We start from the raw sequence: 13,348 nt of genomic DNA on the forward strand, positions 1-13,348 counted from the left end.
GGAAACGGCCGGCCGCCCGGCTGTGACCGGCTCATCGCGACGGCACCGCCCGAGCCCGTCCTCACAGGTGCCGGCGCGAGGTGACGCCGAGCTTGGCGAAGATCTTCCGCAGGTGCCATTCCACCGTGCGTGGGCTGACGAACAGCCGTGCTCCGATCTCGGGGTTGGTCAGTCCTTCACGGACCAGCCTGACGATCTGGACCTCCTTGGGAGTCAGGTCGCTCTCGGTGCTCTCGGCGGGCCGGCTGACGGTTTCGCCGCCGGCGGCCAGTTGGCCGCCGGCACGTCGCGCGAAGCCCCGCATGTCCATGGCCTCGAACGAGTCGTGGGCCAGGCGCAGTTCGCGCCGGGCCTCGACGTGGCGGCCCCGGTGGCGCAGCCATTCCCCGTACACGAGGTGGGCGCGGGCCGACTCCCCGCGGATACGGGTACGGCCGAGCGCCTCGATCGCCTCCAGGTAGTGGCGCTCCGCCTCCGCGTCCTCGCTGAGCAGGGCGCGTGAGCGGGCTTCGATGCCCCTGGCCCAGTCGGTGCCGCTGACCCGGGTCAGCTCGGTCAGCCTGGCCAGCGCGTCGGCGGCCCGTCCGGGTGTGCCGGTCCGGGCGGTCGCCTCGATGTATTCGACGAGGGCCCACACCGGGATGCCCATCTCCAGTTGGATGTACTCCCGGCTCGCCAGGTCGGCCGCTTCCGCCGCCTCCTCGTACCGCCCGAGGCCGTTGTAGAGCAGGGCCCGGGCCCACCGGCTGACCACCGGTCCCACCCCTTCGCCTCGGTGCTCGACCCCTTCGTCGGCCTGTCTGCTCAGTTCGAGGCACTCGGTCTCCCGGCCTCGCCAGGCGGCGACGAAGAGCGCGCCGTAGAGGGGGGCGGCCGTCCCCACCGCCTCCGCGACCGTCTGCACCTCCTCCGCCAGCGACGCGCCCTCGGAGAGTTCGCCGTCGAGGACGTGCACCACGCAGCGCATGGTCAGCGCGAACGGCAGCGCCGTGGCCTGCCCGGCCTCCCGCGTCAGACCGAGATGGCGGTCGGCCAGCACGGACATCGTCTCGTGGTCCCACAGTCCCACGGCGGTCACGAAGATCAGCCACAGCCAGCGCAGGCCCTCCTCCGGGGACAGGTCCGGCTCCCTGAAGGCACGCAGGGCCCGGCGCAGGTCCGGCACGGCGGCGGCATGGCCGTCGATGATGCGTACCACCAGTCCGTCGAGCAGGAGATCCGTCGGCCGCGGCGGCCGCGGGGCCGGAATCCTGCGGGCCGCCCTGGCGGCTTCGTACTGGCCGTCGTCCCACGCCTGGGGACCGGCGAAGATCGCCGCGTTCACCACCTCCAGATAGGTGTCCCGGGCCAGCTCGACATCGTGGTCGGCGAGCCTGCCGGCGGCCTTGAGCAGGAGGCCGGGAGCCTCGCTGCCCCGGTTCGAGGTGAACGCGATCCGGGCCCGGACCAGATCCACCTCGCCGCGCCGGCGCTCGTCCACGTAGCCCGTCTCGGCCAGGGACAGCAGCCTCAGGGCCAGGTCGGGGTCGCCCGCCTCATGGGTCGCGCGTGCGGCGGCCAGCGCCCGGTCCTGCCGGCGGACGGGGTCGGGGGTGAGTTCTACCGCACGGGCCAGGAACGCGGCCGCGGCGGCGGCCCCGCCCCGCGTCTCCGCCCGCCCGGCCGAGCGTTCGAGTTCCGCCGCCACGGCCTCGTCGGGCCCGGATGCGCCATGTGCCGCGTGCCAGGCGCGGCGGTCGGGGTCGACGGCCGGGTCCGTCACCTCGGCCAGCGTGCGGTGCATGCCCCGCCGTTCCTCCGGCGAGGCCGACCAGTAGACGGCCGAGCGCACCATGGGGTGGAAGAACCGCACCCGGTCGCCGACCTCGACGAGTCCGGCGGCCACCGCGTCCATGGCGACCTCGGGGTCGATCCTCAGCTTGCTCGCGGCACGCCAGAGCAGTGCCGGTTCCCCCGTGGGGTCCACCGCCGCGGCGAGCAGGAACCCGCGGGTCTCTTCCGGGAGCCCGGCGATCCTGTCGACGTAGGCCTTCCGGATGCGTTCTCCGACGGGCTGGACGCTCGGGAGCCCGAAGCCGCCGGCCAGCGCCGTCGGCGTCGACGTCTTCGACAGTTCCAGCAGTGCGAGCGGGTTGCCCCGTGACTCGGCGAGGACCCGTCTGAGGACGCGATCGTCCCACGGTCCCGGCAACACGGACCGCAGCAAGGTGTCCGCCTCCCGGTCGGGCAGGCCCTTGACCAGCAGCTCGGGAAGGCCGACGGGTTCCGCGACATCCGGCGTCCCCTCGTCCGGCATCCGGGCCGCGAAGACGACGGCGACGGACTCCGCGTGGAGACGCCGCGCCGTGAACGCCAGGGCCTGCATGGACGCGCGGTCCAGCCACTGGGCGTCGTCCACGACACAGAGCAGGGGACGGTCCCGGGCCACCTCGGACAGCAGTCCGAGGACGCCGAGGGCGACGAGGAAGCCGTCGGGGGCCCGTTCCGATCCCAGCCCCAGGGCGCCGCTGAGGGCATCGCGCTGTACCGCGGGAAGCCGCTCGAGGCGGTCCGTCATGGAGGCGCACAGCTGATGCAGCCCGGCGTACGGCAGTTCCCCCTCCGACTGCACGCTCGTGACCCGGGCGACCTGGAACCCCCGTGCCCTGGCCGTGACGTATTCGAGGAGTCTGCTCTTCCCCACCCCCGCCTCACCCCGGAGCACCAGCACACGGCTGTCACCGCCGCGCACGGCGTCGAGCAGTCCGTCCAGCAGGCCGCACTCGCGGCGGCGCCCCAGAACCGGTCCGTGCGGAGAGCGGGGCTCCTTCGTCTGCTGAAACAGGGTGGACACGCTGCTACCTCCGTCGTGAACCCAGGTCGTTCTCCGGTCACGGAACACCGGCTGCCTCGGATTCGAGCCCCCGGCGCCGAGATGGACAGGAGAGTGACAGACAGGCGGCGTGCTGTCCGCCCGAAACCCACTGTCGTACGCGAGAGGTCGGGAACTCATCAGTCACTTGACGGTGAGTGGTGAGCGCTCCGGCCTCACTCCCGGGGGCCTGCGCCGTGGGCCGCGGCCTGCCCTTCGTCCAGCGTGGCGAGCGCGGCGGCGAGTTTGCCGCGGCTGGTGATCCCCAGACGCGGGTAGATGCGGTACAGATGGGCGCCGACGGTGCGGTGCGAGATGAACAGGCGCTGCCCGATCTCCCTGTTGCTCAGCCCCTGTGCCGCCATGACCGCTATCTGCATCTCCTGTGCCGACAGTTGGACGCCCGAGTTGGCGTGCGACTGTCCGCCGGCCTCGCCGGCGGCGCGCAGCTGTTCGCCCGCCAGTTCCAGCCAGGGCCGGGCCCCGATCCGCTGGAACTCGTCCCTGGCGAGACGCAAGGGCTTGCGGGCGTCCACGTTGCGGCGCAGGCGGCGCAGCCGACGGCCGTGGTGGAGGTGCAGTCTGGCCCTGGTGAGCGTCCAGTCGGGAGGCAGTGCGGCGAGCGCCGTGGCGTAGTCCTCCTCGGCGGTCGCGGCCGGGCCCAGCACCGCGGTGGTGTAGGCGAGGGCGACCGTCATCATCTCCGAGGGCAGGTCGCGTGCCAACTCCGGCAGGTCGGCGAGCAGTTCCCGCGCCGGTGCGACCTTGTCGGCGGCCACGGCGGCGTCCGCGAGGTCGGAGACCAGCAGCCAGCGGCACACGGAGTGGTAGTGCGGGTCGCCCGGTTCGAAGGCAGCCGCCAGGATCTCGTACGCCTCGGTGGCACGGCCGTCGAAGAGCGCGAGCAGGCCGTCGACCTGCTGGGCTCGCGCGGCGGCGAACGGCATGCTGAGGAACAGCCGGTGGGCGCGCATCTCGCGGATCGTCCGGGCCGCGTCCTCGGTCTCGCCGCGCAGGGCGGCCACCAGGCCGACGTTCGCCTTGAGACTGAGCCACATGAGCCACTCGCCGGTCTCCTCGGCCAGTGCGAGCCCCTCGGCCGATTCCTCGCGCGCCTGGTCGAGCTGTCCGAGGTAGGACCGCGCGTAACTGGCGGCCAGGGAGCGGGCGAGCAGTCCGAGCCGTCCCTGCGCCCGCCAGGTGGCCACCGCCGGTGCCAGGTAACGAACGGCGCGGGTGACATCGCCCAGGCCCATGGCCCCGCTGCCGAGGAAGTGCGTGTCCCGGCCGCCCCCGGGGTCCAGTTCAAGGGTGTCGAGCCGTGCCAGTACCTCCGCTCCGTACCGGTAGGGCTGGGCGTACGCCCGTACCGTGAGCACGTGCGGGGCGTCGGGTGCGGAGTCCCAGCGGTCGAGTTCGGCGGTGACCCGGGCGCGTACGCGCGCGTCGCCGTCCTGGAAGAAGCAGCGTGCCGCCGCGCGCCACAGCAGGTCCTTGGCGACGTCCTCGGCTCCCGCGTCGAACGCGCCGGCCGCCGCCGCGGCCATGTCCTGGATACGGCGGTCCGGGGCGCCCTGCTCGAACGCGGCGCTGTCGGAGACCACCATGAGGCGGGCGCGCTCCACCGGCCCCAGCGCGTCCATGTCGGCCCGGTCCAGGAGCAGCTGGGTGGTGATGCGGTCGTTGATCTCGTCGGCCAGCTCCGCCGCCCGGACCAGGATGCCGGTCCGCCGGCGCGCGTCCCGGACGAGATCGGCCGCCTGACGCAGCGCCGGAACCGCCGCCGCCGTCTTGCCCCGGTCCAGCGCGGCGTCGGCAAAGCGCTCCAGCCGGTCGGCGAGCGCGTCGTCGGGGCCGATGGCGGCTGCCGCTTGGTGCATGAGCTGTCGGTCGGGCATGTCGTCCAGCACCGCCGCGAGGGCGCTGTGCGCCGCGAGACGGTCGGCGAGCGGGGAGCGGGTGTAGACCGCCGAGCGCATCAGCGGATGCCGGAACTCGGGGGTACGGCCGATCAGCACCACCAACCCCGCGTCGATCGCTTCCTGGAGCGCGTGCAGGGAGACCGGCGAGCCGCACAGAACGCCGGCGATGTCCAGCAGGACGTTCAGCGGTGCCGTCGGTTCGCTGGCCAGCGCCAGCAGCAGCGACCGGCACTCCTTGCTCGCCGAGTCGGTCCGAGCCGCGAACGCGGCCTCCAGCCGCTGGGTCAGGGGCAGGTCGCCCATCTGTCCCGGGTTGCGCCGCACCGCCTTGGGCAGCTCCACCAGAGCCAGCGGATTGCCCACGGCACGGTCGAGGACGAGCGACCGCAGCGGCGCCGGCAGGTCCGGCGCCTGCCCGTCCAGCAGTTCGGCGGCGGCTTCCGGGGCCAGTGGGTCCAGCTGGATGTCCGGGTGGACGCCCATGCTGTACTCCTCGGCGGAGTCGACCCGGGCTGCGGCGACGAGCAGGATCGGCAGGTCACTGGTACGCCGGGCGACGAACCGGATCACGTCACGACTGGAGGAATCGACCCACTGCAGGTCGTCGGCGAGCAGCAGGAGCGGCTGCCGGTCGGCCGCGTCGGCCAGCAGCTCCAATACGGCGAGTCCGACGCGGTGGATGGGAGGGTCGGCCTCCACGGCACCGAAAGCGCCGTTCAGGGTCTGCTGATGCGCGCTCGGCAGGTTCTTGACGCCCCGGGTGGCGGACTGCAGCAGGAGTTGCAGCGCCGCGAACGGCAGCCACTGCTCGGTCTCCACCCCGGAGGTGCGCAGCACCCGGAATCCACGCCGGGTGGCGTCGTCCTCGACGGCGCGCAGCAGGGTCGACTTGCCGACACCGGCGGCCCCGTAGGCGAGCAGTGCGGTGCCGTGCCCGTCGGCGGCGTTCGCCAGCAGCCCACGCAGGACGCGCAGCTCCTCGTCCCGCCCGATCATCGCGCGCTCCGCGGTCACTCCGCGCTCACCGCTCATCAACGCCCCCTGCACCCATGATGCCGCGGCAACATCAGTCACATGACTCTCAAATGACTGACCGAGCGGTCAGCCCCACGGTATACCGCTGAAATCCCGGGCCTGAAGGGGGTTGCGGGAGAGCGGCCGGGGGTGTCCGGCAGCGGCACGACGCGGCGGGAGACCGGGTTCCAGCGAGATCAGCATCCGCGGGGCCAGGAGTACGACCGGCCGACGCCGGGCTCCACCTCCACCTGCCGTCGGGCGGCCGCCACGAGGCAGGACAAGATGCGGACCATTCCCGGGCCAACGACTCCACCGAGACGCACATGGCCGCTGTCCGTGGAGAAGAGCGACGTGCTGCACGGGTACCGCCAGCAGCCGAAGAACCTCCTCGTCTCGTACTCGCCGAAGAAGCTGGGCTTCTTCTAGAGACCCAGACAAGGACGCCTGACCAGGCCAGTTGCCCGGCAGGCGCCCTTGCCGCACTCGCCCTGGGCCGCTAAGCGAAATTCGACCTTACTCCCGATTTGCCCCACCGGTCTCCCACCTCTGACCAGTTGTTCCGGGGCATTCCCGGGCCAAGCCCGGACTACTGACTTCGGCTCGTTGGGGTGATTCTCGGCGAAGTACCTGGTGGGGTCGATACGGTGGCTGTATCCGGTGGTGTGTGAGATATGGCGATGGGGGCGGTCTGACCGCCGAGGGGCGTCAGCGCCGGGAGTCGGTACGGATGCGGGCGACCGAGCTGTTCGAGCAGAAGACGAAGGTGTCGGAGGTGGCACGGCGTCTGCGGGTGAGCCCGAAGTCTGCTTACCACTGGCACCAGTTGTGGCGGGAAGGCGGTGCCGGGACTCTGGCCTCCCGTGGGGCGAGCGGATCGCGCTGTCGGCTGTCCCCGCGCTGTCTGGAGAAGCTGGCCGCGTAACTCGATGAGGGGCCTGCCGCGCATAGCTGGGTTGAGGACCAGGTGTGGACCGCGGCGCGGGTTGCCACGCTGATCGGCAGGAAGTTTCACGTCTCCTACAGCGTCTCCGGTGCCACCCGCCTGATGCACCGGCTCGGCTTCAGCCCGCAGGTCCCCGCGCGGCGGGTCGCCGAGCGTGACGAGCAGGCCGTCACCGCGTGGAAGGAGGCGACCTGGGCCGAGGTAAAAGAGCCAGGGCGGACTGCGGGGGGTACATCTGCTTCGAGGACGAAGCAGGCTTCACCCGCAAGCCGCCCCGAGGGCGGACCTGGGGACGACGGGGACGCACTCCGGTCGTGACCGTCAGTGGGCGCCGCTCGGGACGCCTGTCCGTGGCGGGGTTGATCGCGATGCGGCCGGGCTACCGGACCCGGCTGTGCCACCGGCTGCGCACCCACCGGGCAGGAAAAGGCACACACCGCAGCACGGGCGAGCGGGACTTCATCGCACTCGTCGACGGCGCTCACCAGCTCCTGAAGGCGCCGGCCGTGCTGGTCTGGGACCGCCTGAACACCCATGTCTCCCCTGCCATGCGCGGGCTCATCAACGAGCGCGAGTGGCTGACGGTGTTCCTTCTGCCCGCCTACTCGCCCGACCTCAACCCGGTCGAGTGGATGTGGGCGCACGTGAAGCACAGCCTGGCCAACCTCGCCGTCGTCACACTTGACCGGCTCGAGGCCCTCGTCCGTAACCGGCTCAAACGCCTCCCGCCTGACCCTCGACGATCCCACCTCACCCTAAAAACGCCGAAGTCAGTAACGTGCAGCAGCAGCGTCCCCGCGCTCGTCCCACCGTCGCATGGAGTCCTCGATGAGTCGGTTCGCATGATGACGCGCCTCAGCAAGGAACTTGGCGTAGTAGCGGAAGAGCACCTGAATGCTCTGCCCCGCCCGGCGCGCGCACTCGGCGGGATCGACGCCGGAGGCCAGCCAGAAGGAGATACCTGCGTGGCGCAGGTCGTACGGCCGCTGCGCGAGTTCGAGGGCGAGCTCGTCCAGAGTCAGCGCCGCCTCACGCGCTCGGTGCCACGTTATGCCGTACGCCGCCGCGTCGATGTAGTTCCCGGCCGCGTTGCGAAACAGGCGCCCGTCCGGTGCGACACCGAAGTACTCGATGTGCTCCCGCAGCATGCGAACCAGCACAGGCGGGATCGGAACAGGTCGTGTGGCCTTACTGATCGTTTCAGAATGAGGTTCGCAGGCGGCGGAGGCATATGAGGCTGGAGGCCAGCTCGAGCAGGCCCTGGTGGAGATCCGCGCGCCGCTCGTAGCGGGTGCGGAGCCGTTTGAACTGGTGCAGCCAGGCGGTTGGGTGGCGCGCTCGACCACCCAGCGCACTTTGCCCAGTCCGGAGCCGTGGGCGACACCGCGTCGGGCGATCACCGGCTTGATGCCGCGCTTCCACAGCAGGCGTCGGTACTTGTCGAAGTCATAACCCCGGTCGGCGTACAGGCGCCGGGGCTTGCGGCGGGGACGTCCCCGCAGACCCCGGATCGGTGGGACCGCGTCCAGCAGCGGCAGAAGCCGGGTGACATCGTGCCGGTTGCCGCCGGTGAGCGTGACGGCGAGCGGGGTTCCGTGACGGTCGACGATCACATGGTGCTTGGAGCCGGGACGGCCCCGGTCAACCGGCGAGGGGCCGGTGTGATCCCCCCTTGAGAGCCCGGACATGCGAGCCGTCCACCGCGCAGTCGTCAAGGTCCAGCAGACCGGCCCGGCGCAGCTCATCCAGCAGGACGGCGTGCAGGCGTGGCCAGACGCCGGCCTCAGTCCAGTCACGCAACCGGCGCCAGGCCGTCACCCCGGAGCAGCCCACGGTCTCCGCGGGGACATCGCGCCAGGCGACACCGGTCCGCAGCACGTACATGACCCCGGCGAGTGCCATACGGTCCGGAACACGCAGCCGCCCGGGATAGCGGTGGCGCCGTTCGGGAGCAGGCGGCAGCAGCGGGTGATGGGGCTCGTTGAAAACGGCCACCCCCTGCTCGGGGATGGCTCCACACCTGCTCAGTGGATCTCCCCACCTCATGTGGCGCCTGACCTGCGGGACCAGTCAACCCCCTACGCCCCGTTACGGTGCGCCAGGCCATTCAGGATGAGGGCGAGGCCGGCCTCGAACGCCGACTCGTGATCGATCACCGGCACGTCAGCCGGTAGATCCGCGCTGCCCCCGGGGTCGCTGTCCGCCTGCTCTTCCAGGACGCTGCCGACCGTGAAGCGGCCGGCCGCCAGCATCGCCATCTGCGCGTCCCGCTCGGGCACGCCGGAGGCGACGAGGAAGTCCATCTTGCGACGGATCCGGTCGAGGTCGCCGGTGGGGGTGCTGCCGGCGTGGAGCCGTGCGCCGTCCCGGCGCATCAGCAGGGTGTGTCTGAAGCTGCGCGTGTTGTCCAGGAACCAGTCGCGCCAGTCGTCATCGGGCGTCGGCAGTGGTGCGGTCGCATGGGGTGCCATCGCCGCCGCCGCCATGGCGGCGAGGAGGTCCTTTTTGGTGCGGAAGTACCAGTAGAGCGAAGGCTGCTCCACGTTCAGTCGCTTCGCCAGCCGTCTCGTGCTGACGGCGTCCAGCCCGACCTCGTCAAGCAGGCGGAGCGCCTCGGCGATGACGGTCTCGCGGTTCATCTTGGTCACGTTGACAATCTATCGCCGATAGATGACTGTGGAAAGAAAACATTCACCGATAGATTTTGGGGTGATGGGCATGGCGAAGGAATCGGGAACGCGGCTCCTGCGGGTCCTCGTCGCCGGTGGCGGGGTCGCGGGGCAGGCTCTGGCCTTCTGGCTTACGCGGGGCGGCCACCGGGTGACCGTCGTCGAACGCTTCCCGGCACTGCGAGCCACTGGCGCGCAGGTCGACCTCCGGGGGCAGGGCATCGAGGCCGTCAAGCGAATGGGGCTTCTCGACACCGTCCGCGGCAAGCTCGTGGACGAGGCGGGCGTCGCCTTCGTCGACGCCCACGGCAAGGCCAGGGCGACGATCATGGCTAACACCTCCGGACAGGGCCGGCAGACCCTCACGTCCGAGTACGAGATCATGCGCGGCGACCTGGTGCGCATCCTGCACGACGCGACGAGGGACGACACCGAGTACGTTTTCGGCAAGAGCGTGGACGGCTTCGAGCAGGACGAACACAAGGTCGTCGCGCACTTCTCCGACGGCTCTTCCGGTGAATTCGACCTCCTGGTCGGCGCGGACGGGCAGGGATCACGCATCCGGCGAACCGTTCTCCCGGAGGCCTTCGACCCGTACTGGCGGGTCGGCATCCACATGGCCTACTGGTTCGTTCCGCGCATCGCGTCCGACAGCAACATCCGGGACACCTACATGGCCCCGGGCGGCCGTCAGATCATGCGGCGCAGCCACAACTCGACCGAGACCCAGGTGTACTTCGTCATACGGGAGGAATCCGATGAAGCCTCGGCGATTCACCGGGCGCCCGTCGAACACCAGCAGGAGTTCTGGGCGAGCAGGTTCCGCGACGCCGGCTGGCAGACCGAGCGCTTCATCGAGGGCATGAGGACAAGCCCGTTCTTCTACTCCCAGGAGGTCGCCCAGGTCCGCACCGACACCTGGTCCAAGGGCCGAGTGGTCCTGGCCGGTGACGCCGCGCACTGCGCCTCCCCCTACAGCGGCATGGGCGTCTCCGGCGGCCTGGTCGGCGCCCACGTCCTGGCCGGCGAGATCAACCGCCACCCCGGCGACCTGCCGACCGCGCTGGCGAACTACGACAGCGTGCTGCGGCCCTTCGTCGACGAGATCCAGGGCGAGGTGAATCCGCGCCTTCTACGCCTGGGCATGCCGATGACCCGGCGTGCGATCGACGCCTTCCAGGCCGCCACCGCGCTGGCCTGCTTCCTGCACGTCCCCGGCCTCGCCGCGCGCCTTGCGAAGGAGGACCGCGGCGGCAACTGGCAGCTCCCCCAGGACCCGGCACCGATCAGCGCCTCCTGAGAGCGACCGGGCGGCGAGAACCGACGGCCGTCATGGTGAGCGAGGCCCAGCACGCAGCACCGCCGCAGGCGCCCCTTACCGACCGGAACGTCCCGCACACTCAACGAGTGGGCGGCCCCGGCCGACAGCGTGCGTGACGCTCGCCGAAACTCCCCACTCTGTTGAACGCTGGAGCGAGTGGGGTGACAAGCGGCACCGGTCGATTTCAGAGATCCTCATCAGCGGAGCAACCCGCTCCCACAGGTCGTCCAGGAACAAGATCAGCACGCACTCCGGACACACTGCCGACCAAGATCGTCGAGCACAAGGCCCGCAGCTCAACTCATTCTGAAACGATTAGAAGCCGTATCTCAACCGAACGTGATCCTTTGATTTCTGCTGGTCAGGCATGATTTTGCTCGGGGTGAGGGAGGCATGCCGACGTCTTGTGTCCGCTGGAGGAGCGAGGGGTGCGCGGTGGCGTCGGTGCTGGGAATGCTGGAGGAGCGGGAGGCGGCCGCCCGTGTGCGGGTGGAAGGTCTGCGGGAGGAAGTCGCGCTGTTGGGTGAGGTGCTGGAAGCCGCGGAGATTGAGTTGGACCGGCGGGTGATCGCGCGGGAGGAACTGGTCGAGGCCCTGGCGGTTGCTGCGGTGGAGTCCAGTGCCGTGACCACGGCTGAGGCGGAGGAGGAAGCGGCGCCGTCGCTCGTGCCGGTGCCGGGCTCGACGGTGCGGCCCTGGCGGGAAGGGCTGCCGGTGACGGTTCTGGCGCCGGACTATCAGCGGATTCTGGGCGTGCTGGAACAACAACGCTCCACGGGTCACGGACCGCTTCGGGCCAAGGAGATCGCGGTGGAGCTGGGCCTTGGGACGACGCCGGCGAAGGTCGAGGGGGTGCGGTCGAAAGCCCGGCGCCTGGCGGAGCGCGGATGGCTCCTGCTGGAGGCGTCGGGGGCATTCAGTGCCGGCCGGCGGCCCGAGGCCGTCCCAGACGCCGGCTCATCCGTGTGACCATCGACCACCGGATCATCGCCTCGCTGGCGGCGGGCAGGGTCTCGTAGTCCCGGGCCAGACGGCGGGACTTCATCAGCCACGCGAACGTGCGCTCTGCCACCCACCGCCTCGGCAGCACCACGAACCCTGTCATGTCGTCGGTCCGCTTGACGATCTCCAAGATCAGAGCGAGCTTGTCCCGGCACCAGCCGACGAGGCCGCCGGTGTAGCCGCCGTCGGCCCAGACAAGGGTGATGTCGCGGTGCAGACGCCGCAGCCGGGTCAGCAGACCCGCCGCGGCGTCCCGGTCACCGATGTTCGCGGCCGTGACCGCGACGACCAGGAGCAGGCCGAGGCAGTCGGTCACGATGTGCCGCTTTCGCCCAGGCACCTTCTTCCCGCCGTCGTAGCCGCGTGAGGCGGCCGGCACCGTCGCGGCAGCCCGCACCGACTGCGCGTCGATGATCCCCGCCGTGGGCTCGGCGTCGCGGCCCTCGCGCTCACGGACCTTCCCGCGCAGCCGGTCGTGGAACTCGGCGATCACCCCGTGCTCGCGCCACCGGCGGAAGAAGGCGTAGACCCGGCCCCAATCGGGGAAGTCCGCGGGCATCGCCCGCCAGGAGAGCCCGCCCGCGACCAGGTAGCGGATCGCGTCCAGCATCTGGCGGTGGCAGTAGCCCTCGGGCTGTCCGCCCCGCCCCTGAAGCCAGGCGGGCACCGGCAGCAACGGCCGGATGGCCGCCCACTCCGCGTCCGTCATGTCCGACGGATACCGGCGCACCCGGTCCGGACGATCGGCCGCATTCCCGTACACGTGCGCGAGACAATCACACGATTGTCGGCGTACACATGAACGTGGCCCTGGCAAGATTTCCGTGAAGCTGGGGTGTGCCACCGTGCGCCGGTGACGCTCCGTCACGGGTAGCGACGTCGGAGCAGGGCCATGAGGATGACGCGGTGGCGGAGGAGCGGGACCCCCGCGCGTCCGGCCATGATCCGTTTCTGGAGCTTCAGATCGGTGATGCGGCCTTCGTTGACGCCGGAGTTGAACGGGGTGGTGATGCCTTGCACGACTGCGGGCTGGTCCTCGCGGATGGCTTTGGCCAGGCTGGCCAGGGCCGGGAGGCGGGGGGTCGTGAGTTGCTCGAGCCAGTCCGGCAGCGGGGCGGCGTCGCGGGCGTCGAGCATGGCGGCGAACTGATGTACCAGATGGTGGGTGCGGTCCAGCTCCGGGCAGTGCTCGAGCAGGCGCCCGAGTGCCTCGGCTGCGTGCAAGCTGCGGCGGGAAGGCGCGGTGGTGATCCAGCGGGCGACTTCCCGGGGCGAGGGAGGCCGCTCGCGCGGCGTGTTGATCGGCAGGCCGCGACGCAGCGGCGCGACGGCCACTTTGATCCGCTGGTAGTGGCCGCGGTAGCCCTTGGCGACGAGTTCCTGGTGCAGCACCGTTGCGGTGTGCTCGCCTGCCTCCCACCGCTGCCGCAGGTACTCCAGGTACGGATCGAGGCTGGTGGTTCGGCGAGGCCGGGTGCGCCGTACGCAATCCTGCCAAGGGGCGGCCCGGACGTACTTGCCCACGGTACGCCGGTTCAGGCCCGGCTCGCGGGCCGCGGCGCTGAGCGAACAACCAGTGTCGGTCACCGCGTGCACTGCCTCGAACAGCCGCTTCGCATGGCG

At 70.8% G+C, this 13,348-nt stretch carries 9 protein-coding genes and 2 pseudogenes; 5 read left to right on the forward strand and 6 right to left on the reverse strand.

Going from position 1 to position 13,348, the window contains the following annotated elements; all coding sequences use genetic code 11:
* Positions 1 to 61 precede the first annotated feature (61 nt).
* Both ACIP67_RS41305 and ACIP67_RS41310 read right to left on the reverse strand, forming a co-directional pair.
* Positions 62 to 2,833 carry an ATP-binding protein gene (locus ACIP67_RS41305; RefSeq protein ID WP_401699403.1) on the reverse strand — a complete coding sequence of 924 codons (2,772 nt, stop codon included), beginning with the start codon at positions 2,831 to 2,833 and terminating at the stop codon, positions 62 to 64.
* A gap of 194 nt (positions 2,834 to 3,027) precedes the next feature.
* Complete coding sequence (locus tag ACIP67_RS41310) at positions 3,028 to 5,805, reverse strand: ATP-binding protein (RefSeq protein WP_401699405.1); 2,778 nt, start codon at positions 5,803 to 5,805, stop codon at positions 3,028 to 3,030.
* 649 nt (positions 5,806 to 6,454) lie between these two features.
* On the opposite strand from ACIP67_RS41310, the gene ACIP67_RS41315 reads away from it, so the two are divergent.
* The 3 genes and pseudogenes from ACIP67_RS41315 to ACIP67_RS41325 form a co-directional block, all read left to right on the forward strand.
* Positions 6,455 to 6,712 carry a helix-turn-helix domain-containing protein gene (locus ACIP67_RS41315; RefSeq protein ID WP_401699408.1) on the forward strand — a complete coding sequence of 86 codons (258 nt, stop codon included), beginning with the start codon at positions 6,455 to 6,457 and terminating at the stop codon, positions 6,710 to 6,712.
* 42 nt (positions 6,713 to 6,754) lie between these two features.
* Complete coding sequence (locus ACIP67_RS41320) at positions 6,755 to 7,051, forward strand: winged helix-turn-helix domain-containing protein (protein WP_401699411.1); 297 nt, start codon at positions 6,755 to 6,757, stop codon at positions 7,049 to 7,051.
* Positions 6,967 to 7,470, forward strand: a pseudogene (locus ACIP67_RS41325) (transposase); the annotation flags it as partial. The gene ACIP67_RS41320 and the pseudogene ACIP67_RS41325, both read left to right, overlap by 85 nt.
* Positions 7,471 to 7,933: 463 nt before the next feature.
* Here the strand turns inward: ACIP67_RS41325 and ACIP67_RS41330 are convergent.
* Positions 7,934 to 8,743, reverse strand: a pseudogene (locus ACIP67_RS41330) (IS5 family transposase).
* Between the two features lie 68 nt (positions 8,744 to 8,811).
* Positions 8,812 to 9,372: a TetR/AcrR family transcriptional regulator C-terminal domain-containing protein gene (locus ACIP67_RS41335; protein WP_401699424.1), complete on the reverse strand. Its 561-nt coding sequence runs from the start codon at positions 9,370 to 9,372 to the stop codon at positions 8,812 to 8,814.
* A 79-nt stretch (positions 9,373 to 9,451) separates the two neighbouring features.
* On the opposite strand from ACIP67_RS41335, the gene ACIP67_RS41340 reads away from it, so the two are divergent.
* Positions 9,452 to 10,702, forward strand: a complete 1,251-nt coding sequence (locus tag ACIP67_RS41340; protein ID WP_401699414.1) for an FAD-dependent monooxygenase — start codon at positions 9,452 to 9,454, stop codon at positions 10,700 to 10,702.
* Between the two features lie 414 nt (positions 10,703 to 11,116).
* Entirely contained in the window at positions 11,117 to 11,692 is a 576-nt protein-coding gene (locus tag ACIP67_RS41345; RefSeq protein ID WP_401699416.1) for a hypothetical protein, read from the forward strand.
* Here ACIP67_RS41345 and ACIP67_RS41350 read toward each other — a convergent pair.
* Together ACIP67_RS41350 and ACIP67_RS41355 are read right to left on the reverse strand one after the other, a co-directional pair.
* Positions 11,640 to 12,434: an IS5 family transposase gene (locus tag ACIP67_RS41350; protein ID WP_401699418.1), complete on the reverse strand. Its 795-nt coding sequence runs from the start codon at positions 12,432 to 12,434 to the stop codon at positions 11,640 to 11,642. The genes ACIP67_RS41345 and ACIP67_RS41350 overlap by 53 nt on opposite strands.
* 155 nt (positions 12,435 to 12,589) lie before the next feature.
* The coding region (locus tag ACIP67_RS41355) for a transposase (protein WP_401699421.1) at positions 12,590 to 13,348 on the reverse strand (759 nt) is incomplete at its 5' end.

The organism is Streptomyces sp. NPDC088812, assembly GCF_044750285.1.
Lineage (GTDB): Bacteria > Actinomycetota > Actinomycetes > Streptomycetales > Streptomycetaceae > Streptomyces.

Bases quoted from the DNA above. Each gene is read 5' to 3' on its own strand.
- ACIP67_RS41345 (WP_401699416.1), top strand. From the start codon at position 11,117: ATGCCGACGTCTTGTGTCCGCTGGAGGAGCGAGGGGTGCGCGGTGGCG.
- ACIP67_RS41335 (WP_401699424.1), bottom strand. From the start codon at position 9,372: ATGAACCGCGAGACCGTCATCGCCGAGGCGCTCCGCCTGCTTGACGAG.
- ACIP67_RS41340 (WP_401699414.1), top strand. From the start codon at position 9,452: ATGGCGAAGGAATCGGGAACGCGGCTCCTGCGGGTCCTCGTCGCCGGT.
- ACIP67_RS41310 (WP_401699405.1), bottom strand. From the start codon at position 5,805: ATGAGCGGTGAGCGCGGAGTGACCGCGGAGCGCGCGATGATCGGGCGG.
- ACIP67_RS41350 (WP_401699418.1), bottom strand. From the start codon at position 12,434: ATGACGGACGCGGAGTGGGCGGCCATCCGGCCGTTGCTGCCGGTGCCC.